Raw genomic sequence first — 24,214 nt, forward strand, 5'->3', positions numbered from 1 at the left:
GTTTCCACAACGCCGGCGGCCGCGCAGGTCCTATCTCGATTTCAACGAAGTCTGGCTGTTGGCGCTGCGAAGGCGTCCACCCGCAGTTGATAGCTGGTGAAGGTTCTTCCGAGCCACTCGCTCTCGAACACCTTGGATGCGACCCGTCGCAGAAAGCGGTACTCGGGACGCGTATGGAGAAAGTGAATCAGAACCTCCGAATGTCCGAGGGCCCTGGCCCAGAGCATGAGTTTCTGGAACACGCGTTTGCCGATGCCCCAGTGCTGTTCGTCGATGACGATCGCTAGTTCGAAGTCGTCGCCGTTGGCTTGGATTCCGCACCAGCCGACAAGCGCGTCTTGGTAGGTGATGGCCCGTACGCGACAGCCCGCGGTCGCATCGACATCGAGTTTTTCCTGTATCCAGATATTGATAGACGTCGCATCAAAGGGATCGTGCTGAACCAGGTGTTCTCGAATCTTGGCGCGATTCAGCAAGGCGATGAAAGCCGCGGGGTCGACTTCGTCGAAACGACGGTACTCGAACGGCGCCTCTTCGTTCGACGAGCTTGGAAAGCGAGGAATCATATCTAGGGGAACGATCCAGACCTCTCGATGACTGGGAAGCCGGAAATCCCATCAGGCGAAACTCCAGGCGGCGCTTCGGACCGAAGAAGGTTGTTTCTGACGATCCGTTTTTCGGTGAGTTTCCTTTAGCGGAACCTGCGGTATGAAGTGTTTCATAGGAGGAAGCCCTGTTGCGCTTCTTTTCTGTGCTTACCCCGACCTATGGAATTCAGCGAACCAGAGACGACGCAATGGTTTGATAGCGAGATTTTGCCTCATCAGGACGATTTGAAGGCCTGGCTGCGGGCTCGTTTTCCATCCATCAGCGATGTGGACGACCTGCTGCAAGAGAGCTTTCGTCGTCTGATCAAGGCCAGAGCCTCCGGACCGATCGTGAACCCGCGAGCCTTTCTCTTCGTGACCGCTCGCAATCTAGCCCTCAACCACCTCCGCCACCTCCGATACGAGCGTCCGGAAGGGAGCCGGGAGATGGATCCGCTCAGCATCGTGGACGAGATGCGATCGCCGCTGGACAACTTGGCGGTGAAGGAGGAGGTGCAGCATCTCATCGCGGCCATCCAGTCGCTGCCGAGGCGTTGCCGTCAGGTGATGACCTTGAGAAAGATCTATGGCCTGTCGCAGAAGGAGGTCGCGAACCGGCTCGGCATTTCGGAACACACTGTAGAAGCCCAGGGAAGCATCGGGCTGCGAAAGTGTATCGAGTACTTCCGTCGGAAAGGGTATCCGACACGCAAGCAAACATGAAGAAGCGAGAGACGCGTAGCGCCATCAGTAGCGAAGTGGAGCGCCAGGCAGCCGACTGGACCCTCAAAATCGACCGTGGGCTCACGGCGCGAGAGCAGGATGACTATACCAATTGGTTGGCCGTGGATCGCAGCCATCGGGAAGCGATGAAGCTCTGCGCCTGGGGCTGGGCTGAGCTCGACCGGCTATCCGGTCTGCCCTCGTCACGGCACTCCCCCATCGAGCCGGATCTGCTGGCCCCTGGAAATCCGTACGCCCGGGCCCACCAGATCCGTCGGCTGGTCAAGTGGGGTGCGGCGTTGCTTCCTGCTGCGGCTTGTCTGCTTCTCGTATTCAAGCTTTGGGACTTCGAGGAAGCAAAGTCCCGGCCAACCAGCGTCCCCGTAGCCGCTCAGGAGGAGCGGATACCGTCCTTCAGCCGCATCGAAAAGCTAAACCTGCCCGATGGTTCGGAAGTCGAGTTGAATCGAGGAGCCCGAGTGGAAACCCATTACACCGCTGCGGAGCGTCGCTTGCGCTTGGTGAGCGGGGAAGCGAACTTCAAAGTGGCCAAGGATCCGAATCGCCCCTTCGTGGTCGAGGTGAATCAGGTCACCCTACGAGCCTTGGGCACCGTCTTCAACGTGCGGGCCGATGCAGCTTTGGTGGACCTGATCGTGACGGAAGGTCGGGTCAAGGTGGAGACCCGCGAAGTGGAGCGAGGCGAAGAGTCGGAGAGTCCGGTGGTTACGGTTGGCCAGCGCGCCGTGGTGAAGGAAGACCGACAACGGCCTCGGCTGGAAGTCTATTCGATCGAGCGCGAGTTTATCGAGCAAGCCTTGATCTGGCAGCCCAAGCTGCTCGATTTCGACGCCGTCCCGTTGATGACCATTATAGAGGAATTCAATCGGAGAAACGCTATAAAGATCGTCGTCGACAGCGAGGAGATCCGACAGATTTCGTTGAGCTGCTCCTTTTGGTCCGACAATGTCGAGGGCTTCGTCCGTCTTATGGAGCTGAGCTTCGATTTGCGAGCCGTCTATAGAGATGAGGAAATCTTGCTAAAAAGAGCCGAACCCGAGGCTCGGCAAGTCGTGAAATAATGCCTATCGGTTTGATATATCGTTCGAATGCGCCTGCGTTGGAGACTTGATCGTATCCAGCGCCTAGGTTCGCTGGCATTGGTTATACTAGCTGGTTTGCTTGGCTGCGCCCGGACTCAGGAGAGGCATGACTTCGATCTGCCTGCTGGCCGAGCCGATCTGACCCTGATGCAGTTCGCCAAACAGGCCAAGGTGGAGATCATATACGATGCCGAGGCGGTGGAAGGAGCGTTGACCAACGCAGTCAGCGGCTCCTATTCGCCAAGCGATGCCTTGGGCAAGATGTTAAGCGGCACGGGATTGACGGCGGATAGGGACGCCGCGACCGGGGCTTTCGCGGTGGGGCGAGGGCTCAGCGAGGAGCTGGGGCGGGAGTCTGCCACGGACGAGAAGGAGAGCTCGGCCCAGGGCCCTTCTTCGCCACCCCTCCCATGGATTCAACAAATTTGCAGGTGCGCCAGTCCGTACCGCGGCATGGCCGCGCTTGGCCACGTAAGAGAATATATGGAATCTGAACCCTTGGAACGGAAAGTTGATATAAAATTTAAAAAGGTTTAGCGGAAAAGGCCATGGCGAGGTTTGTAGTAGTAAACCAACATATTGCCTAAATGTTATACGCCATTGCCACGCTGCTCGTAAATGCCCCAGATTGTTCGATTGATTCGGCGAGCGTTCGTACTCTTGGCTTCGCTGTCTGTTCTCCTATTTGGAATCGCTTCCATGCAGGATGCGCATGTCTTTGACCTGAAACAGGAGGACGCGGCGGTCGCTTTGAAGCGCTTTGCTAAGCAAGCGGAGGTCAGTATCATTTTTGATGCAGCCAGTGTGCGCGGTTATAAAACGAAGGCGGTAGTTGGTGAAATGACAACAGAGGAAGCTCTGATCACCCTTTTATCGGATAGTCCATTGTCTTATATATGCGATAGGGAGACAGGCGCTTTGGCTGTTGTAGTGGAGCAACCAACCAAGCCCTCTGGCGACGAAGCTCGCCGGATGGATGAACTGCAAGATACAACCCTGATGAAACAGAAAAACAAACCCCTGCGTAAATTCTTTGGTGGCCTGTTCGGCCTCGGCGCCGCGGTGGTCACTACCGTGGGCACCGCTCAGGACGCCAGTTCGGAGGAAGAGGTTTTTGAACTCTCCCCGTTTGAAGTGAAGCACTCTGAAAACGACATTGGCTATTATTCGGAAAACACCCTCGCGGGCAGTCGTCTGAATAGCAGCATATCCGACCTGGCCTCTTCCATCACCGTGGTGACGGATCAGCAGCTGGAAGACACCGCCGCGGTCGACATCAACGACGTGTTTCTTTACGAAGCGAACACCGAGGGCCTAGGAAACTACACCGCCTACGGCGTCGACAAGAGCGGCGCCATCGACGACGTGGGAGCGGGCAAGAGCAACGGCAATATCGCCAGCGGTCCGGGAGTCGCCAATCGGGTGCGCGGTATCGCTCCAGCGGATACGGCGAGGGACTACTTCCCCAGCATCGCTCGCATCCCCTTCGACGCCTACAATACGCGAACCATCGAGATCAATCGCGGACCGAACTCCATTCTCTTCGGCCTAGGCAGCGCCGCGGGGATCGTGAACCAAAGCCAGGACAAGGCGGTGATCGGCGACGAGTTCGGCCGAGTCGAAGCCAGGATTGGAAGCTGGGGCGCGAAGCGTTTTGGCCTCAGCTACAACAAGCCGCTGCTGGACAACAAGCTAGCGGTATACGTCGCCGCCTTGCATGAGGAGAAGGGCTTCCGTCGCAAGCCATCGAAGGACGAGACGGATCGTCAGTACCTCTCGATCACGGCTCAGCCGTGGGAGAGGACCACCATTCGCGCGAACTACGAAAACTACGAGAACGAAGCCCAGCGCCCGAACAACGTGACGCCGCGCGATTTGGTGACTCCGTGGAGACAGGCCGGCAGCCCGGCGTGGAACCCGATCGAGCGGACGTACACCGTCAATGGCACGAGCTATGGTCCGATCGATTCGAACAGCGACTTGCCGGATGGTTTGGCTGTACCGTCCGGACGACCCCTCTTCGTCTTCGATCAAGGGGAGTTCCAGCAAGCCTACCAGCGTAGCCTATCCACCAACCCGAACGAGGTGAACGGAAATTCGGTCTACCGTATGCTGACCTCAAGCGGGTCGATCGACCAGCCGCTCTTCATTTACCCAGGCGTGACCGATCAATCGGTCTACGATTGGGAGGAAATCAATATCGTATCGAGCAACGTGGGAAACAGCGACGCATCGATTGCCAGTTTCGAGCTGGATCAGCAGATCATGCCAAATCTGTATTTGAACCTTGGGTACTACGATGAAAGCTACGAGGCGAACAATAGCTACTTCATCGGCCAGCAAACTGGAGCGACCATTGAGATCGATCCCAATACCCATCTCTTGGATGGAAGCCCGAATCCCTATTTCGGACACCCCTTCGTTGAGATTCGCGAGCCGGACCGCTTTTTGCAGACGGAGAACAATACTGTGATGCGCGCCACTCTGGCCTATGAGCTCGATTTCACGGAGACGGATGGCATCACACGCCATCTCGGTTCGCATCGGGCGATGGCCCTAGCGTCATCGCGAGAGTATGATAATACTGGATACCGATTCCGTCAGGTCACTCATTCCGACAACCCTTGGGTGAATCAGGAGAACCTGACCGCGGGCACAGGCGGAGCGGTCTATCGTCGGATGTATCTTGGAGGAGCGGACGGAAACGTTTCCTATTCCCCTGGCATCGTTATCAACGAGAATCGCAACTTTCAGATGCCTGTCGCCTATCCCGATAGCGCGGTGGCGGCGGATGCGAGCTTGGATAACTGGACTTGGACCACCGAATCGGTTCGTACCGACGAGACCTTGCACTTCGTATCCGGATCCAACGAACAGGAGACTGATTCGACAGCCTTCGTGCTGCAAAGCGCCTTCTGGGAGGACAGGATCGTCACGACTCTAGGCTGGCGCACGGACGACAATCGAGGACGTAGCTCCGTTTTCCCCACGATCGATCCTGCCACAGGGGAAGCGTATCCGGAGGACGTCGGGACTGAGTGGAACGATTGGCAGGAAGTGTCTGGAGACACTTCGACTGCGGGTATCGTCTTCAAGCCCACCGAGTGGTTGAATTTCCACTACAACGAGTCGGACAACTTCACGCCCGAAGGCGTGGTCTACGACATCTCCACTGGAGAACCGCTTCCGCTGCCGACGGGAGAAGGCAAGGACTGGGGCGTCGGAGTCAACCTCTTCGAGGGCAAGCTCTACGCGAACCTGAACTTCTTCGAAACTGGACAGCTCAACTCCCGCGTTGGCGGCACTGGCACTTTCATTTGGCGCATGGGCTACTTCGACGAGGACTTCTTCGGCGATTGGGCCAGCTATGTGGCACAGGAGGAAGGGCTGGAGGGAGCGGCGGCTGAAGCCCGTGTCGCAGAGATTACCCAGTATCCAGAAAACTATGCGCAGTACAACGATTCGGTCCTGGGCACCAGCACGCTGGAGTCTGAGGGCGTGGAGCTGCAGGTGATTTACAACCCGCTTCCGAACTGGAACTTCAAGTTCAACGTGGCCCAGCAGGAGACCGTGTTTAGCGATATCGCTCCAGAGTACTATCGCTGGCGCGAGGAGCGGCTCGCTCTCTGGCAGAGCGCTAGCTCCGATGCCTTGCCCGAGGGCTTCCAGAGCTTCTGGGATTACGACAACGACAACGCGCCGTTCGATATCGGCACCAAGCGCAATGCGCTGCATGGGGTTTTGAATACGCCGGAAAAGTGGTTCAATGCCAATGTCGATTCGCAGATGGCCTTGCAGACGACTCTTGCGGGTAAGGCCACGCCGGGACAGCGGGAATGGCGCTGGAACGCGATCACCAACTATCAGTTCATGAATGGTCCGCTGCAAGGAGTCGGCATAGGCGGCAGCGCTCGCTGGGAGGATAGCGCGATCATCGGCTACCTGGGCGCTCCTGCCGATCCTGACGGCGTCATTCGTAGGTTGGATGGTGACAAGCCAGTCTACTCCGGTGAGGAGTTCCACGTCGACCTGTGGGCCAGCTACACCATGCCAGTCATGTCGGACAAGGCGACCTTGAAGTTTCAGCTGAACGTGCGAGACGCTTTGGAGGATGGTGGCCTTCAGCCGATAGCGGTCAACCCGGACGGGCAAAAGACCGCCTTCCGCATCGTCGATCCGCGCCAGTTCTTCTTCACAACGAGTTTGGAATTCTAGGGTGAAAGAAATCGATCCCAAGAGTAGTAGGTAGCACAGAAATTGCGCTTACAGCGAAGGCCGCTTGCTCGGCCTTCGCTTTCTGCGTTTAGGACCATGCGGATACGTTTCGAAGCAGCTTCAGATCCCGTCGTTCGGACCCTTCAGAGGGTCGCGTTCTTCTCCATGATCAGTTCCCTTGGAGGGGCTCAAGTGATAGAGAAGGCAAGGCTTTCGCAACCGAGCGCCCAAAAGTCGGATACCCTTTTCGAAGCGGTTGAGCGTGAGCGATCCGGCTTGATCGATCGCAATGACTATGCGGACCCGGACATGTGGGGAAAGCGCTTTCTCGAGTTCACCCTAGGCGCCATGGGGACCGGCGTCGCGATCGGCGACTACGATCGAGACGGGCTTCCAGACCTGTTTGTGGCCAGCAAGACGGAGTCGGACCGGTTGTTTCGGAACCTTGGCGATTTTCGCTTTGAAGACGTGACGGAGGAATCGGGCGTAGGAGGCGAAACGGGTGTGTGGACCCAGGGGGTTGCGTTTGCCGATGTGAACGGTGATGGATATCTCGACCTCTACGTCTGTCGTTTCGGAGCGCCTAATTTTCTGTATTTGAATAGCGGTGACGGCACCTTCGACGAGGTGGGCGAGGAAGCGGGCGTGGCCGTAACGAGTTCGAGTGGTATGGCGTCGTTCAGCGACTATGATCGAGATGGCGACTTGGATTTCTATCTTCTAACGAACCTTTTCGACATTCGAGAGAATCCGAGCGGCGAGCCGGATCTGCTCTTTCGCAACCGGGGAGACGGGACCTTCGAGGATGTCACGCAGGCCGCAGGCATCGAAGGCGTGGGACAGGGGCACTCCGCGACATGGATGGACTACAACGCCGACGGCTGGCCCGATTTGTACGTGGCGAACGATTTTACGCCTGCCGACAAACTGTATCACAATACTGGGGACGGACGCTTTGTGGACGTCTTAGGCTACGTGGTATCGCGCACGCCGAATTCCTCAATGGGCGCTGACATAGCGGATCTGAACGGAGATGGTTTGATCGATTTCATGGTAGCTGACATGGCCACGACCACGCACGAAAAGGACATGCGCGGCATGGTGCATGGGCGAGAGGAGGCGACGGATCCTGTTTCGAACCCCTTCGCTGCCCAGCAATACCCGAGAAACGCGGTCTACCTGAACTCCGGCATGGGACCCTTCGCGGAAGGAGCGCAGGCCATGGGGCTGGCTGCTACGGATTGGACCTGGTCGCTGCGTTTCGAAGATTTCGATAACGATGGTTGGACCGATCTGCACGTCACCAACGGCATGGTGCGCGAGCTCCACAATACGGACTTGATGAGGACGCTCCGATCGGCCAAGTCGCCTCAGCAACGCGTAGCGGTGGTGAAATCGAGTCCTCCGCTGAGCGAGAGAAATCTCAGCTATCGCAATCTTGGCGATCTACGTTTCGAGGAAGTCGGCGCTGAATGGGGGCTCGATGAAATGGGAATCAGTTTCGGAGCCGCGACGGGCGACCTCGACTGTGATGGGGACCTCGATCTGGTGTACGCCAACTACAAGAAAGGCGTGAGCATGCTTCGAAACGGGTCGCAGAAAGGAGGGCGAATTGTGCTGGAGCTCGAAGGGGATGGCTCAAACCGTTACGGCATCGGAGCCTTGGTCACCGTAGAAACGTCGATCGGCTCGCAGACCAAAGCGCTGTCGCTATCCCGTGGATACGCCTCGACGAGTGAGCCGATTCTGCACTTCGGACTTGGAGAAGCGCATAAGGCGGATCGCGTCGTGGTACGCTGGCCGAGCGGGAACGTACAGGAGATAGGTGAACTGCCCGCCGGATACCGATATTGTATCAAAGAAGAGAATACTAGGATTCGGGAAGAGGAGAGGAGGGCGGAACCACTTTTTTCCGAAATGAGTCGCGCTATCGGCTTGCTTCATCGAAGCCGCGAAGGATTCCTCTTCGAGCGCAAGGACCAGCCGTTTCTTCCTCGCCGTCACAATCGAATCGGACCGGCGCTGGCGATCGGGGAATTGCATGGGCGGGGCGGCGGGTCCGTCGTCGTTGGCGGAACGTCTCTGGATCCGCTGACGATTTTCGAGTTGAAGCCGGAAGGCGCTTCGGTGGAGCAAACGCCGTTCCGCATCGGAGATCCGAGGGTGAACGACGGACCCGTGCTCATCTTCGATGCGGATGGCGACGGTTGGAACGATCTCTTGGTCACAAAGGGCGGAGTGGCTGCCCCATCCGGGGATGCAAGCTATCAGCCGTGGCTGCTGCTCAACGATGGAGCGGGAAACTTCGACTCCTCGCGAACCTACGCTCTGCCGGACTTCCCGGTCAGCGTGGGAGCGGCGGCGGTGGCGGATTACGATCGCGACGGAGACCTGGATCTGTTTCTCGGCGGCAGGGTGGAGCCAGGCGACTACCCGATGTCTCCTCGCAGCGCCTTGTGGGAGAATGAAAGCGGCGCGTTTTCGAGCGCCGGGGCGAAACTGCTCGGCGAGACGGATCACCTCGGGATGGTGACCGACGCGCTCTGGTCGGACGTCGATCGCGATGGCTGGCAGGACCTTATCGTGGTGACGAAATTGGGAGCAGTCCGCTGCTTTCGCAATGCGCAAGGCTCAGGCTTCGTGGAGGCGAGCGAGGATTGGGGATTCGATACGGCGGGCTTGGGAGCATGGAATTCCATCGTCGCAGCGGACTTCAATTCCGATGGGCGCATGGACTATGCGCTGGGCAACGATGGGCTGAACACTCCGTATAGGGCATCAAAGGCGGAACCTGCGGTCCTGCTCTACGGAGCGTTTCAGGCGGGAGGAAAGAAGCATCTGATCGAAGGGAAGTACGAGGACGGGACGCTCTATCCGGTTCGAACTTGGGATGTATTGAAAAAACGAGTACCCGGGCTGCAGGAGAGGTTTTCGGGAAATGACGCTTACGCCAAGGCTTCGTTGGAACAGGTGGTTGGCGAAAGGTTCCTGCAATCGTCGCATAGATTCGAAGTGACGGAGCTTCGAAGTGGCGTGTTGATGAGCTCGCCCTCAGGGCGGCATCAGTTTCAGCCCTTCCCCCTGTTGGCGCAGTTCGCTCCCTTTCAAGGAATCGCAGCTGGGGATTTCGACGGGGATGGATGGGATGATCTATACGCCTTGCAGAACGACTTTTCACCGATTCCCAGCGTGGGACGGTACGATGGCGGATTGAGTCAGCTTTTACGGGGCGATGGAGCCGGAGGTTTTGTTGCGGTCGCAACGCAACGTAGTGGATTGCTGGTGACAGGTGACGCGAGGGCCCTTTGTCTGACGGATATCGACGATGATGGAAGGCCGGACTTTCTGCTCACCAGAAACCATAGCAGCGTGCTGGCTTATCGAAATCAGGCGAAACCGGAGGGCGGCACCCTGCGAATCGAGCTCAAGGGTAGACCAGGAAACGCCATGGCGATCGGCTCGTTGCTGGCGTTGAGCGATGGCGGAGGTTGGTCTCAGATTCGGGAACTCAGCTGCGGAGGAGGCGGGCTGGGGGCGTCCAGTCGGTACGTTTTCTTCGGATTGCCCGCAGGGGCGTCGGAACTGGAGCTGATGCTGCGCTGGCCCGATGGTCATGTGGATCGCCGAGCGCTCGATCCCGGCCAGCGAATCCTGACCATAGAGCGTTAGGGAAGATTGGCTGCCGCCCATCTATACGACCCATCGTCGCGGGGCGAGCTCCGCGACCAAGGGCAGGTGGTCCGAGGCGTAGCGAAAGGGTTCGCTTTGTTCCGTGCCGATGGTTTGCACGATGCCGCGAGGACGAGCGAAGATGTGGTCGAGAGAGAAAAGGGGAAACGTGCTGGGAAAGCTGCGAAAGCTCGCGGTGGCGCCGAACCGGTTTTCGAGCTTTGAGAGGATCGAGGACCGCGGCAGCCATTCGTTGAGGTCTCCCATCAGGACAAGAGGTCGGCGTAGGCTAGCTCGATGGAAGGCGTTGCCCCAGCGTTTGAAAAGGATTGCCAGCTGCAGGTTGCGTTCCGTTCGGCTAAGCCCGAGGTGAGTCGCGGTGAGATCGAGCTTGAGGCTTGGCATCTCGATGGTGGCCCGGATGGCTCCGCGCGGCTCGCGTCCCGGCACGCTGAGGTCGATGCGCTGCAGGTTTTTCAGAGGCCACTTCGAAAGCAGCACGTTTCCGTAGTCGCCTCGTTCCGGATGGTGAAGAGTTGGACCGTATGCGACATGAGGATACGCGGACTCGTGCAGCGCGGCCAAAAACTGGCGTTGCTTGTCGGTTTCATCGTAGACTTCCTGCAGGGCGACCACATCGGCCGCGCAGTGGTTCAGCAGATCCAGAATGGGGCGGAAGTCGTATTGGCCGTTGGTTCCGATGCAACCGTGAATGTTGTAGGTTAGGAGTCGGACCAGATTCCTTTTAGGCATGGCTAGGCGGGGATTGCTCGCGATTGGCTCCAAGCGATTTTCTCAAATAGCTCATTCCTAGTACTAGAATTCCCACTACGAGGAGGAGACTGAGGGTGGTGCCCCAGCTCGGGTTTCGAGCGGTTGCCTCGATTCGATTCGCGAGCAGCACCACCATGCACATGCCAGGGGCCATGCCGAGGATGGTGCCGATCAGGTATTCCTTGAATTTCAAGTGGGAGGCGCCCGCTACCATGTTGACCATGAAAAAGGGAGCGATGGGCAGGAGACGGACGAAGGCCACGGATCGGAAGCTGCGCTCGCCCAACTTGCGGCTGACCGCGTCCACTGCTCCCGAGCCAAGCTTGCGAATGAGAGGTTTGCCGAGTGCGTGCCCGAGAGCGAAGCCGATGCAGCTGCTTACGATGGCGCCGCTGACGCCGTAGGTGATGGCGAAGCGCGAGCCCATGACCACTGCCACCGTTATCAGCATGGCGTTGAGCGGAATGCCAGCGGTGCCGCCGAAGGTGAATAGGCAGAAGGCGATCAAAGGCGCCCAGGGGCTTTCGGAGAGAGACTCCGTAAACGCGATGGCTTCCTCCTTGCCGAAGTAGCTTCCCCATGCCCAGTAGATGCCTAGCCCGAGCAGGGCGGCGCATGACAGGGAGACGAAGAGAGTGAGGACGTTTTTCCAGGTCCGCGAGCGCTCCTGCTTGTCCAGGTTCTTCTGAATGAGAAACTCCGGGTCGATCGGATCCTCCGGATCCAGGAGTTGAGTGTCGGCGAGGCTTCGTTTCAGCTGCGAGTCGCAGCCGTAGGACAGGGGCTGCAGGTTTCGCTGACCGGACTTCCGACTGAAGGCGTCGAAGCAGCTCGCAAGCGACGCCTCCTTTTCCTCGGCCTCCTGCCAAGCCTTTGGCTCCGCGGAAAAATGCTGCGCGATGAGCGTTTGACGGAACGAGGCGATCGAATCGTTGGTTTTTTCGAAAGCCAGGCTGAAATCGATTTCCGAGTCTACGCTCATGGATCGATTGCTGAGGTTCGAGGAGCCGATCTTCAGTATCCTATCATCCACTACGATGAGCTTAGCGTGGACGTAGATCGCTTGCGACTTGTCACGCTCGCCCTGGGTAAGCGGGTAGTACACGCGAAGCCGGTCGTAGGTATCCGCTTCCTTGAGTCGCTCCAGCAGGCGGTCTCTGAGCAGTCCGACTGTGCTTTCCACCAGCCAACCGCTGGTGTCGAGCGGCAGCACTAGGATGATCTCCGGTCCGTCCTTTTCCTTGAGACGTTCTGCCAGAGCCACGCAGAGCGACTCGGAGGAGAAGTATTGGTTTTCTATGTAGATGAATGATTTAGCGGCTGCGAAGAGATCGAGGTGGAGCTGATGGATCTGCGAAGGCGAGTCCAAGGGAGAGGCCTCGGTTTTCGAGAGGGAGAGCGGCACGTTTTCGAAACGCTTGTCCAAGTCCTCGGGCCATATGTCGTGTCTTTGGTCCTTGGGGAGAGCGGACAGGTTCGACCCTGTGGCGTGTAGCCATCGCTCGGATACGACCTCCTGCAGAGCGTCCACCACCTCGCCAGTCATTGCGGCGTGGATATCGTGATAGGGCATGTACGGTTTGCCGTCGGGGTTGACGCGGTCCGGGTCCTCGAAGCGGTGTTCGATGCGATCCCACCGCGAGATACTGACATCGGTGCCTCCGCAGAAGGCGATGGAGTCGTCGATGGTGACGATTTTCTGGTGATGGGACGCTCCGGTAGGGGCGGTTTCGTCGGAGACGAAATGAAGGCGCGGATGCGGATTGTTTAGCCAGTTGGAGAAGATCTTCCACTCCCGCTCCTGCAGGTAGATCAAGGCGTAGTCCCAGACTAGCAGGTAGGCTTCGAGGTCCTCTCTTTCTTCGAGCAAGGCGTTGAGCAGCGGTCCGATTTCGGTGGGATAACCGTCGTCCGCTTCCTGGTGCAACAATTCGGTCTGGCTGTGGAACTCCCAGGCTACGATGCAGATGCGCCGTTGAGCCTTGAGCAAAGCGGAACGAAGAACGGCGAAGTAGGGGGCGGCGTCCACTAGAGGCGTGAACGCTTCGGCATTTGCGGTTTTCCAGATCGCTGCGTTGGAAGCGAAATCGGGAGGCGCGTCTCGGGGGGAGCTAGGCATTTTCGTGGGCGTTTGGAAAGGCGAGCCGCTTCGGGTCCAGGATCTCGTCGAGTTTCTCTTCCGAGAGAATGTTTTGGGCGAGGGCGGTCGCCTTGACGCTCTCTCCGGTCTCGTGGGCCTTTTGGGCGAGGGAGGAAGCGGTATCGTATCCAACATGTGGATTGAGAGCGGTGGCCAGTCCGATAGCGTTGTGGGCGTGATGGGAACAGGTCGATTCGTTCGCTTTCAGATCCGCGATGCATCGTTTCGCGAAGGTCGTGATGCCATTTGCTAGGCAATGTATGGAACTGTGAATACAGTGAGCGATCAGCGGCATGGTCGCGTTGAGCTCGAAGTGACCGTCTTGGCCGCATCGTGTCACGGTCTGGCACTGGCCGATGGCGTAGTGGGAGACTTGCACCAGCATTTCTGGCATGACGGGATTGACCTTGCCAGGCATGATGGAGGAGCCCGGTTGAGTCGCCGGAAGAGTGAGCTCGCCGAGTCCTGACCGAGGGCCGCTGCCCAGCAGGCGGATGTCGTTGGCGATCTTGGTGAGGGAGGAGCAGAGGGCGCAGAGATGACCGGCGACCTCTACCAGATCGTCTCTCGCGGCCTGGGCTTCGAAGTGGTTTTGGGCTTCGCTCAGGTCGAGCATGGTGTCCTTGCGAAGGAAATTGATGGCGCTTTGAGCGAATCCGCTGGGCGCGTTGAGTCCGGTGCCGACAGCGGTCCCGCCGAGGGCGAGCTCGCTAAGGGCGTCGATCGCCCGCTGGCAGCGTTGTTCGGCCTTGCGGAGCTGACGCGCGTATCCGCTGAACTCCTGACCAAGCGTGATGGGCGTTGCATCCATCAAATGGGTACGGCCCAGCTTGATGGTCTCGTTCCATAGGGCGGCTTTCTCCTCGAGCTCGCGGGCGAGCAGTTTGATGGCTGGCTGAAGCGTGTCTCGGATTTCCAGGGCTACGCTGAGGTGAAGCGCGGTGGGGATGGTATCGTTTGAGGATTGGCTCTTGTTGACGTGGTCGTTTGGGTGGACCGGTTTTTTTGATCCGATGGGCTCGTCCGCCAGTTGCGAGCAACGATTCGCGATGACTTCGTTGACGTTCATGTTGGTGGAGGTGCCGGAGCCGGTTTGGAAAATGTCGACTTGAAACTGGTGGTCGTGACGCCCTTCTCGGATTTCCTCGGCGGCTTGTGTGATGAGCTGGGCCCGTTGGGAATCGAGTTCGCCGCGTTCGAGATTGGCGAAGGCGCAGGCCTTCTTGATCATAGCGAGGGCGTGGATGAGGGGAAGGGGCATGGTCATCCCGCTGATGGGGAAGTTTTCCAGGGCTCGGGCGGTTGAGGCTCCGTAGAGCGCGTCGCCTGGCACGCTCATTTCTCCCAACGAGTCGGTTTCGACTCGGGGCTCGGTGTTTGCGGTTTCCATAGTGGGTGAAGCGGTGTGTGTCATGGAGCGGGAAGCGTTGGCGGTTTTTCAAGAAAACAACTCCCCAAGGAGCTCCTTGGGGAGTTGTAGTGAGAAAGCTCGTTTTTGCGAGCGGCAAGGTCAGCTATCGACCGTCAGCTCGTTGATTACGGCGCTGGCGCCACCTTCGATGGCGTTTTCGGTAGCGGCGTCCTTCTCCTTGCGTGAGTCGACCGAGCCGATGAGCGTAGCGACGCCGTCTTCCACGCTGATCGTCACATCGTCGAGTGAAACGTAGGGACTCCAGAAGAGCTCCTCGGCGATTTCCTTGGCGGTGATGCGATCGTCCGGCGTGTCGGCGTGCACCTTAGCGGTCACGGTTTCTCCGGGGGAGTAGTAGCTCCACGGGAGCGGGTAGTCGCTCCAGATGTAGGGGTCGTACACCACGACGGATTCCGTATCAAAAACTTCGATACGGTTTTCCACGCGGTTCACGCCGTTTATCGAATGGGCGAGAGTTTCCGCTCGGGCCTTTTCGAAGAGGTTGCTCACCACCCCGGTCAGTCGCAGCTCGCCATCGCGGGCTACGGGGTGGATTGATTCAGCGCTCAGCCAGGGATCGCGGGAGAACTTGTCCTTAGCGGTCTGCTCTATCTCCCGCTTGTCGACTGGGCTGTCGTAGCGGACCTTTAGCAAGTTCGATACGCCGGTTACGCCTACGGTGTTTCGAGCGATGGATTCGGCCGCTTCCTTAGCTCGCATGGTCTGGACCCTGCCTCGCAGCGATACCCAGCCCGCGTTTACTTCGGGTTCGATGGTCAAGCTGATGACGCGAGGGTCGAAGAGCAGGGCGTCGTTGAGAGCGTGCTGGATTTCCTCGTCCGTCTTCGGGGTGTATTTGCCGGCCCGCAGGTCTTCGTCGCGAGCCCACCGTTCGACCGTCAGTCCGCTGGCGTCGACCGAGTCGATTCCGGCCACCCAGGCCAGGTTGGTAGCTTGTCGCTTTTCGGCGAGACTGCCCACCACGCCGGAGAGTTTCGCGTCTTCGTCGATCACTTCGACTTCGATCAGGGAGTCGTCCACCAGAATGTTCCAGGAGAGCATGCGTTCGATTTCCGCCTGCATTTCGCTGTCCGGGCGCTCGGTCTTGTAGTCGATGCTGATCAGGTTGTTCACTTCAGTGACCCCTGCGACGCTGGAGGTGACGATTTCGGCGAGCCGCTTTTCCTGCCACGAGTCGACGGAGCCGGTGAGGGTGATGGAGCCCTCGTCGTCGGCCTCGACTTGGATTTCGTAGCTTTCCGTAGCCGAATCCTGTAGCAATGCGGTTGTCACGATATCCTCCATAGCGTCGGCGGAAAGGGTGTCGCTGGTCTGCACCTCGATGCGGTTGTTGACGGCGCGGACGCCTTTCACCGTTTCAGCGATCAAGGTGGCACGTCGTTTGGCGACGAGGCTGTTGACGGTGCCTTCCAGGTTCACGATGCCGTCGATGGTGGTGATATCGATGTCGTTGTATGGCACGGCGTTGTCGAACAAGTACTCCTCTTCGATCGCCACGGTGATGGAGGGGTCGTCAACCGTCATGTCACTCTGCGACTCGGACGCGGCCAAGGTGAGCGAGCTCGATCCGAGAGTGACCATAACGATGGATAGCCATAGCGTTAGCATCTCTGTGCGGTAGTGTTTCATGGTACTTTCGGTGGTTTGGGTTTTGCGCCAGTTTGGCGCGTGTGCGTTTGGCGGTTTCGAGCGTTGCAGCTCGTTTCGCATGGAGGTGCAAAGGGCGCGCCAAGCCCGGAAGACGGGGCGAGGGGCGGCTCCGCATTGCAGAACGCATGATGCCAAGCCTAGCGAATAGTGCAGGATTCAACTGCGGGCGGGCGCCGCGCCGTGTTCGACGGGCGCCCTGGCGATCAACGGCATCCATGCCGATGGCAGGGCGCCGAGACGCGAAGGACGAATTGGTCGGGTGTTTGGAGGGAGGGGCTTTCGCTCGCGAGGCGTTCGCCTAGTGATCGGTTCGGAAGGGAGCTGCAGGCATGCCCTTTTCGTTGCCTAGGTTTGCGAAGTCGGGATTGTCGGCCCAGGCGTAGCGCACGTACTTGGGGTTTGGTATTTCATCGCTGGATACGACCACGGTGTCGCCCACTATTTTCGCCTCGCCCCATACGAAGTTTTTGTCCGGGCCCGCGATGGCGAAGTGCGCGAGCGGCTCGCCATTGGTGGAGACGAGCCCGCCGTCCACGTTTTCGAAGGAGAGAACGATCTGGTCGCCTTCGATCTTCTGGGAGGTGAAAATGGGGCCCGAGGCCACGAGGTCTTGGTCGTAGGAGATGGTCATGGCCTGCAGAGCGAGACGTTCGCCCACCTCCCATTTCTTTCCTGGATGGATATCGTTCCACTCGCCCAGATCGATATTGATGCCGATGCCGACGCCTGGGGTGTTGCGGGCGGTTTGCAGCTGGACCTCGCGCATCTTGGCCCAGTTGCTATCCGCGGGCAGGTAGTCGACGTCCATGAACTTGGGGAGCTGGGCGATGTAGAAATCGATTTGCTTCGAGCCGAAATGGCGGCGCCAGTCGTCGATGAGGTTCGGAAGGTACTTCGCGTAGGCATCGGGGTTGCCCGCGTTGCTCTCGCCTTGATACCAGAGGATTCCGCGAATGCCGTAGCTGGTGAAGGGGGCGATCATGGCGTTGTAGAGGGAGGACGGCTGGGACTGGGCGTTGATGCCCTGCTTGTATTGGTAGGGGTTTGGGCGGTAGACCTCGCCGACCTTGTAGCTCCAAGCGCCTTTGAGGTCGACGATCTCGCCGTTGGCCTCCAATTGGTAGGGCTTGTCGGGTATGAAGCCTCCATTGCCCCATTGGTTGGCGACGCGCACCACGAAAAGGTTTTTGCCCGGCTGCAGCAGATCTGCCGGAATGGTGTAGCGACGTTGTGGATACTCGTAGCCCCAGCCACCGACGCGTTGGCCGTTTACGTAGACGTCGTCTGCGTTGCGGATACGACCCAGCTTCAGCGTGACGTCCGTTCCGAGCATGGCGTCCGGGATTTCGATTTCCTTGCGGTACCAGACTACCCCGTCGAGATCGCGAATGCCTTGATGCTCCCAGTAGCCAGGAACGTTGATGGTTTTCCAGTTCAGGGGTTCGTAGGCAGGGTCGTACCATTTGACTTCGCCCGTGAGCCCGGCGTCTTCGGTTTGCGGCCCGGGATTGGCCTCGCGGTCCGCCTGGGCCTCGGCGTTCACCCGCTCCACGTATTCGGCATCCTTGTTGCGCTCGATGATGGCGAGTTGCTCTGGAAATTCCTGAAACCCCTCTTCGCTGGTCCACGCTTCGATAAGGGTGCCGCCCACGGCGGACATGATGATGCCCTGCGGGACCTGGTACTCGTCGTAAAGCGTTTTGGCGAAGGCGTAGCCGACGACGGTGAAGGAGAGCAGGTTTTCGGGGTTGGCCCGCTTCCACTCGAGGCCGGGGTAGCGGTCCTGCGGACCGGTCAGGGCCGTCCTGGTGGGAACGTGAAACTGCCGGATTTCCGAGTTTTCCGATTGGGCGATTTCGGCGGCGTACTCCTCGGTCCAGCGGTTGAACATGTGAGTCATGTTGGATTGTCCGGAAGCCAGCCAGACGTCGCCAACCAGGATGTCGGTCAAGGTGATTTCGTTTTCCCCGCTGATCAGCATGTCGTCCGGACCGCCAGCTTCGAGGGGCGGAAGCTGCAAGGACCAGCGGCCCTTTTCGTCGGTGGTGGCGTGTCTCTCATGGCCGCGAAACGAGAGGGAAATCGACTCACCTGGATCGGCCCATCCCCAAATGGTCAGCTCCTGATCGCGCTGCAGAACCATATCGTCGCCTACGATGCTAGGCAGGGTGACTTCTGCGGAAAGCGAGCTGAGAAGGGCGCTTGAGAGGAGAGCGGCGAGGGGGGCGAGGTGACGTTTCATGATCTCTAACAAGGGGTACCGAGGGTTGAACGGGAATTGAAGCGTAGTCGCGTTGTCACGTTGCGCAAGCGGGCGGGCGATTGGAGACGGCCAGGACGAGAAACGATAAACGGGTTCGCCTCGCCGAACGCGTGGGCCGATGCATGGGTCGTCAAACCGAAAAGCGCCTTAGCGAGCGGAGCGATGAGCAAGCAGGCGTAGACCGTTCAGGCAAACCAGCACGGTGGAGCCCTCGTGCCCCACCACGCCTAGGGGCAGCGGAATCCCGACGGAGAGGGAAAGGGAAACCAAGGTCAGGATCACGGCGAGGGAGAAACTGAGGTTTTGCGCCACGACGCGTCTGCTTTTCCGAGCTAGGGAAACTGCGTCGAGCAGGCGCCCCAAGTGGTTGCTCATCAGCACCACGTCTGCGGTTTCCATGGCCACGTCGGTGCCGGCGGCTCCCATGGCGATACCCACGTGAGCCGCGGCGAGGGCGGGAGCGTCGTTGACCCCGTCTCCCACCATGGCGACCTTTCCGCTTTCGGTTAGGCGCTCCACGATGCGGAGCTTGTCTTCGGGCAGCAGCTCCGCATGCACCTCGTCGATGCCGAGGCGCCGCCCGGTCTCTTCCGCTACCGGTCGCGCGTCGCCGGTGAGCATGACGATCTTGCGGATGCCAAGAGCCTTCAGGCCTGCGATCGCTTCCCTGGCCTCCGGGCGAATGGTGTCGGCCACGGTGATCAGGCCGATGGCACGCTCGCATCTTCCGGTGTGGTCGAGACGGGCCACCAGCAATGCGGTTTCCCCTCGGGCCGGGGCTTGTTCGGCGGCCTGGGCTTCCTCTGGGGAGGTCGAGCCGCCGCGTTCGGCGATGAGCGAAGGGCGACCGATCAGATAGGAGGCGTCACCGAGCGTGGCCCAGGCCCCTTTTCCGGGGATGGCTTGGAAGTCGCGCGCGAGCAGCGGTTTCAAATCCAGATCGCTGGCAGCCCGTTCGATCGCCCGAGCGATGGGGTGTTCGGACTGGCTTTCCAGCGAGGCGGCGATGCGGATGAGTTCCAGGCGCCGTTCCTCGGCGTCGGACCCTTCGAGCGTTTGCAGGGGGAAGGGAAGGGCGGCGGTCAAGGTCGGTTTTCCCTCCGTCAAGGTCCCGGTTTTGTCGAAAGCGATGGTGTCGACCGCTGCCAGCCGCTCCAAGTGCACGCCACCTTTGAACAGCGCGCCACGTTTCGCGGCGCCCGCAATGGCGGCTAGGAAGGCGGCAGGCGTGCTGATGATGAGGGCGCAGGGCGAGGCTACCACCATGACCGTCATGGCGCGGTAGAAGGTTTCGGAGAAATCGCTTTCCGCCAGCAACGGCGGAAGAGCGATGAGAGCGAGGGTGAAGAGGATGACGCCGACCGCGTAGTACTGCTCCGCCTTCTCCAGAAAGCGCTCGGTCCTGGCCTTGCGGGCTTGAGCCTTCTCCACCATGGCGATGATGCGAGCGAGGGTGGATTCGGAGGCGCGTTTGGTGATGCGAAAGAGCAGGCTTCCGGTCAGATTGATGGTGCCGGCGAAGAGTTCGCTGCCAGGCGATTTCTGAACTGGCATCGACTCGCCAGTGAGCGAGGATTCGTCGACGTCTCCCTGGCCCTCGGTGACCTGACCATCCAGGGCGATGCGATCCCCCGGGCGAAGACGAGCGATGGTCCCGACCTCGACCGACTCGATGGGGCGCAGCTCGAAACCCGATCCGCTCTGGCACAGCAGCTCGGTCGGACGAAGTTTCATCAAGGCTCGGATCGCCTTGCGGGAGCGATCGAGGGCGTGGCTCTGCAGGACGTTTGAGAGGGAAAAGAGAAACAGCAGCATTCCGCCCTCGAAAGCGGCGCCCACGTAGGCGGCGCCCAGCGCGGCCAAAACCATGAGCAGGTCCACGTCCACCTTGCCCGCCCGCAAGGAACGAACGCTCTCGATCACGCCGAAGTAGCCGCCTGTGGCGTAGCACAGCGCGTAGAGCGAGAGCGGCAGCCAGCGAAAAGGAGCGAACGACTCCGCCGCGATTCCAGCGATGAGGCTGACTCCGCAGATGATCATGAGATTGAGTTCCAGTCGCTGCCCTCGTTTCGAAGAGTCGGTTTCGCTCGAGGGCTGTCCCTGAGCGGCTGCCGTCTTGCCGGGGCTTGGACGATCGGAGTCGTCCGAAGCGCCCTGGTCCGATTCGCAGGGGATCTGCTCTGTATTCACATTATGGAACTCGTCGCTGGCTATGGAGAGTCGTTACGGAGCTCTCTCGATCTTCATGGTCGTGGTGGCGTGTCGTTGTTCGTTTCCTTGAGGTTTCTTTTCTGACGAGCTTGGCTCCCGCTAGGGGCGTGGAGCCAGACTCGCTCGTTTGAGTCGATCGCTCTAGTCGAAAGGATAGGGCGTGTTGGGCTCCTCGTGCACGGTCACTTCTATCGGCTTGATCAGATAGGAGTAGCGGTAGTCTTGGGCCGGGATGCGGTATTGGGGATGCGGAAGGGCGCCCCAGCTGGTGTCTCCGCCAACGCCCATCTGGGCCATGTCGATATTCACGCTTACCAGATCGCGCTTGAAGATATCGCTCATGTGGCGCTGGGCCTTCTCGGTGCCCGGGTCGAAGTCGGACTGGTATTGGTGATGGGCGCTGAAGCTGAAAGGCCGCTCCACGGCCTGAATCTCGATGCCTTTCCCGTTTGCATTGATGAAGCGAGCCCATCGCGTATCGGTTCTGTATCCATTTTCTTGGGGTCGTGCGTAGGCGAACATCATATCGGATACCGGCATTTCGTAGATTCCCACGAATGCCGCGGTGTTGCGGTCCTGATAGTTTTCGAAAGGACCGCGACCGTACCAACTCGCCTGGCTGTATTCGTCTTTCAATACGAGGGTGTTGCCGAAGCGAGGCAGGAATGGCAAGTCCTGCGAGACGTGCGAGAGGGCGTTGCTCACTTGGATGCTGCCGTCGGGATTGACCACGTAGCGAATGGTCAGCTTGGCTTCGACTGGCGGGAGCTGATAGGTCGCGATGACGTTGAGGGATCCGTCGTAGTAGGTCTCATGGGTGAGGCTATCCAGGACGGGCTCCTCGCCCGCTTCCTTCCAGACGCGGTGCTTTGTGGGCATGCCGAAGCCGAAATCGTTGTCGGTAGGAGCGCGCCAGAAGTTTGGCGTGAGGGCTTCCTCGAGGATTTCGTTTTCGCCGTAGGCGAGGCGGCTCAGAGCTCCGGTTTCCCTATCGAAGACCGCTTCGAATGCGTCGCCTTTCACGATGAGGCGGCTATCGACCTCTTGCGCGGAAATCTCTCCGGGGGCGGATGTGTGAGTGAAAAACGGATACTCGCTCAGGCTGAATTGCTCGTTCGCGAGCGGGTAGCTAGCATCGAGCATGTCCGTTTCCACCTTGGTGAGGGCGGCGATGGTCACGATGTATTCCGCTTGGTCGTCGGGGATCTGTGGCAAGGGGAGCTTGGTACGAATGCTTTTGCCGGGCGCGACATTGAGTGTAGGCAGATTTCCGCCGGCGATTCGCTCGCCATTGCGGAAGAGCTTCCAGGTGAAGAGGAAGTCGCTCAGGTTCGTGAAGTCGTATCCGTTTTTTATAGACAAGCTTTGCGTCGCCGGAGCGAAGTCGGAGAACTTGATGTGCTGGTAGACCTTTTTGACCTCGTGCAGAGCGGGGTGGGGGCTGCGGTCGGCGTTGACTAGGCCGTTGAGGCAGAAGTTGCGGTCGTGGTGCAGGTGGCCGGCTCCGAAGTCTCCACCGTATCCCCAGTAGAAGTTTCCATTTTCATCGGTAGCCGCAATGCCTTGGTCGACCCAGTCCCAAATAAAGCCACCCTGAGCGGCGTCGTATTTTTCGAATACATCCCAATAGTCCTGCAGATTGCCTACGCTGTTGCCCATGGCATGAGCGTATTCGCAAAGGATGATCGGGCGTTCGGGGTTGTTGGCGGCGTAGTCTTCGACCACGTGAATGGGCGAGTACATTGGGGCTTGTATGTCGGTATTTGAATACATGGTCGCTCCTTCGTACTGCACCGGGCGATTGTCCTCGCGCTGTTTGAGCCAGTCGTAGGTGGCGAAGAAGTTTTCCCCGTTTCCGGCTTCGTTGCCCAGCGACCAGATGATGATCGAGGGGAAGTTCTTGGAGCGCTCGTACATGCGGATGGTACGGTCCAGATGCATGCCCTTCCACTCCGGCAGGTAGGCCGGGTGCACGCTCTCGTCGAAGGCTCCCTGGTTGGTGGTGCCCATGCCGTGGGTTTCGATATTGGCCTCGTCGATGACGTAGAATCCGTACTTGTCGGTGAGTTTGTAGAAACGGCTGTCCTTCGGGTAGTGGCTGCAGCGGATGGCGTTTATGTTGTTGAGCTTCATGAGCTCCAGGTCCTGCAGCATGCGTTTTTCTCCCACCACATGACCGGTGACGGGATCGTGATCGTGCAGGTTGACGCCCTTCAGGTAGATCGCTCTGCCGTTGACCAGAAGCTGGGCGTTTTTGATTTCGATGCGACGGAATCCGACCTGTACGCTGGTGTGTTCGCTTGCCTGCTTGTCGGGCGAGACGCTTAGCTTCAGGGTGTACAATTCCGGAGTTTCAGCGGTCCATTTGCGAACGTCGTCCACTCTTCCTTCGAAGGTATGGGAAAGCTCCCCTTCAGCTGGCACCCTCACTGATTCCTTGAAGCTGAGAACGGGTTTTCCGTCCTTGTCCATAAGCTGAGCGGTGACGGTGGTCTTGGTTTTCTTCTCGGTGGCGTTGCTGAGGTCGAGGCGAACGGAGAAAAGGCCATCGCGGTAGGCGTCGTCCAGGTTGGATTCGACCTCGAAGTCGCGCAGGGTCACGGGATTGGTGGCGTAGAGCCAGACGTCGCGCTCGATGCCGCTGAGGCGCCAGAAGTCTTGGTCTTCCATATAGCTGGCGTCCGACCAGCGGTAGACTTCGACCGCAAGAGTGTTGTCGCCAGATTTCAGATACGGAGTGATGTTGTATTCGGCTTCGGTTTTCGAACCCTCGTTGTAGCCGACCTGCTGGCCGTTTACCCAGATGTACATGGCGCTGCGAACGGCGCCGAAGCTGAGGTAGATCTGTTTGCCGTTCCACGCTTTCGGGATAGTGAAGTCTCGTCGGTAGCTGCCCACCGGATTGTCCTCATGATCGATGAACGGCGGATTCTTGGGAAAGGGGTAGACGATGTTGGTGTAGATCGGCAGTCCGTGCCCTTGCAGCTCCCAGTTGGCGGGGACAGGGATGGTGCCCCAGTCCGAGAGGTCGTAGTCCGGCTGGTAGAAGTCGGTGGGGCGGGACGCGGGGTTGGGCGACCAGTGGAAGCTCCATTCGCCATTGAGCGTCTGGTAGAGGGAGGAGTCGAAGCGATCGTCGGCGAGGGCTTTCGACTCGTCGGCGAATCGGGTGAAATACGCGTGTGGCGCTTCGCGATTGATCTGAAAGATTTCCGGATTCTCCCATTCGGGCACGGAGTCTTGGGCGAAAAGGGAGCTCACGGTTAAGAGTAGGGTTGGGACGAGGTGTTTTGGTTTCATTGGGAAAGGGACGTTTCCTGCCGGACGTTCGACGATCGAAGTTCAAGTCAAAGCCTCGCTACGGGAAAGGCAAGCGAGTCGACTTGCGGAAGGTTCGTATGGTCAGAAATGATAGAATGTGAGGCGTTGAAACGAAAAAACCGCGTC

The 24,214-nt window shown here is 59.0% G+C and carries 13 protein-coding genes; 5 read left to right on the forward strand and 8 right to left on the reverse strand.

What is annotated here, in order from left to right:
• Positions 1 to 41 precede the first annotated feature (41 nt).
• Positions 42 to 566, reverse strand: a complete 525-nt coding sequence (locus tag QEH54_RS21070; RefSeq protein WP_309020699.1) for a hypothetical protein — start codon at positions 564 to 566, stop codon at positions 42 to 44.
• Between the two features lie 201 nt (positions 567 to 767).
• Between QEH54_RS21070 and QEH54_RS21075 the strand changes: the two genes are divergently transcribed.
• From QEH54_RS21075 to QEH54_RS21095, 5 genes are all read left to right on the forward strand, one after another.
• A complete protein-coding gene (locus QEH54_RS21075; protein WP_309020700.1) occupies positions 768 to 1,310 on the forward strand; it encodes a sigma-70 family RNA polymerase sigma factor in 543 nt (180 codons plus the stop codon).
• Complete coding sequence (locus QEH54_RS21080; RefSeq protein ID WP_309020701.1) at positions 1,307 to 2,392, forward strand: FecR domain-containing protein; 1,086 nt, start codon at positions 1,307 to 1,309, stop codon at positions 2,390 to 2,392. Before QEH54_RS21075 ends, QEH54_RS21080 begins: the two co-directional genes overlap by 4 nt.
• A gap of 27 nt (positions 2,393 to 2,419) precedes the next feature.
• Complete coding sequence (locus tag QEH54_RS21085; RefSeq protein WP_309020702.1) at positions 2,420 to 2,950, forward strand: STN domain-containing protein; 531 nt, start codon at positions 2,420 to 2,422, stop codon at positions 2,948 to 2,950.
• Positions 2,951 to 3,412: 462 nt separating this feature from the next.
• Complete coding sequence (locus QEH54_RS21090) at positions 3,413 to 6,628, forward strand: hypothetical protein (RefSeq protein WP_309020703.1); 3,216 nt, start codon at positions 3,413 to 3,415, stop codon at positions 6,626 to 6,628.
• A 165-nt stretch (positions 6,629 to 6,793) separates the two neighbouring features.
• Positions 6,794 to 10,297 (forward strand): FG-GAP-like repeat-containing protein, encoded by a 3,504-nt coding sequence (locus QEH54_RS21095; protein ID WP_309020704.1) that lies wholly within the window; start codon positions 6,794 to 6,796, stop codon positions 10,295 to 10,297.
• Between the two features lie 21 nt (positions 10,298 to 10,318).
• Here QEH54_RS21095 and QEH54_RS21100 read toward each other — a convergent pair whose 3' ends face one another.
• From QEH54_RS21100 to QEH54_RS21130, 7 genes are all read right to left on the reverse strand, one after another.
• A complete protein-coding gene (locus QEH54_RS21100; protein ID WP_309020705.1) occupies positions 10,319 to 11,050 on the reverse strand; it encodes an endonuclease/exonuclease/phosphatase family protein in 732 nt (243 codons plus the stop codon).
• On the reverse strand, positions 11,043 to 13,190 hold the full coding sequence (locus QEH54_RS21105) for a VTT domain-containing protein (protein ID WP_309020706.1): 2,148 nt from the start codon (positions 13,188 to 13,190) through the stop codon (positions 11,043 to 11,045). Before QEH54_RS21105 ends, QEH54_RS21100 begins: the two co-directional genes overlap by 8 nt.
• Positions 13,183 to 14,601 carry a class II fumarate hydratase gene (locus tag QEH54_RS21110; protein WP_309020707.1) on the reverse strand — a complete coding sequence of 473 codons (1,419 nt, stop codon included), beginning with the start codon at positions 14,599 to 14,601 and terminating at the stop codon, positions 13,183 to 13,185. Before QEH54_RS21110 ends, QEH54_RS21105 begins: the two co-directional genes overlap by 8 nt.
• Positions 14,602 to 14,721: 120 nt before the next feature.
• Positions 14,722 to 16,272 carry a BON domain-containing protein gene (locus QEH54_RS21115; RefSeq protein ID WP_309020708.1) on the reverse strand — a complete coding sequence of 517 codons (1,551 nt, stop codon included), beginning with the start codon at positions 16,270 to 16,272 and terminating at the stop codon, positions 14,722 to 14,724.
• A gap of 319 nt (positions 16,273 to 16,591) precedes the next feature.
• Positions 16,592 to 18,535 carry a sialate O-acetylesterase gene (locus QEH54_RS21120; protein ID WP_309020709.1) on the reverse strand — a complete coding sequence of 648 codons (1,944 nt, stop codon included), beginning with the start codon at positions 18,533 to 18,535 and terminating at the stop codon, positions 16,592 to 16,594.
• A 168-nt stretch (positions 18,536 to 18,703) separates the two neighbouring features.
• Complete coding sequence (locus QEH54_RS21125; RefSeq protein ID WP_309020710.1) at positions 18,704 to 20,746, reverse strand: heavy metal translocating P-type ATPase; 2,043 nt, start codon at positions 20,744 to 20,746, stop codon at positions 18,704 to 18,706.
• A 162-nt stretch (positions 20,747 to 20,908) separates the two neighbouring features.
• Entirely contained in the window at positions 20,909 to 24,028 is a 3,120-nt protein-coding gene (locus QEH54_RS21130; protein WP_309020711.1) for a glycoside hydrolase family 2 TIM barrel-domain containing protein, read from the reverse strand.
• Between the last annotated feature and the right edge of the window lie 186 nt (positions 24,029 to 24,214).

This window comes from Pelagicoccus sp. SDUM812003, assembly GCF_031127815.1.
Classification (GTDB): Bacteria; Verrucomicrobiota; Verrucomicrobiia; order Opitutales; family Opitutaceae; genus Pelagicoccus.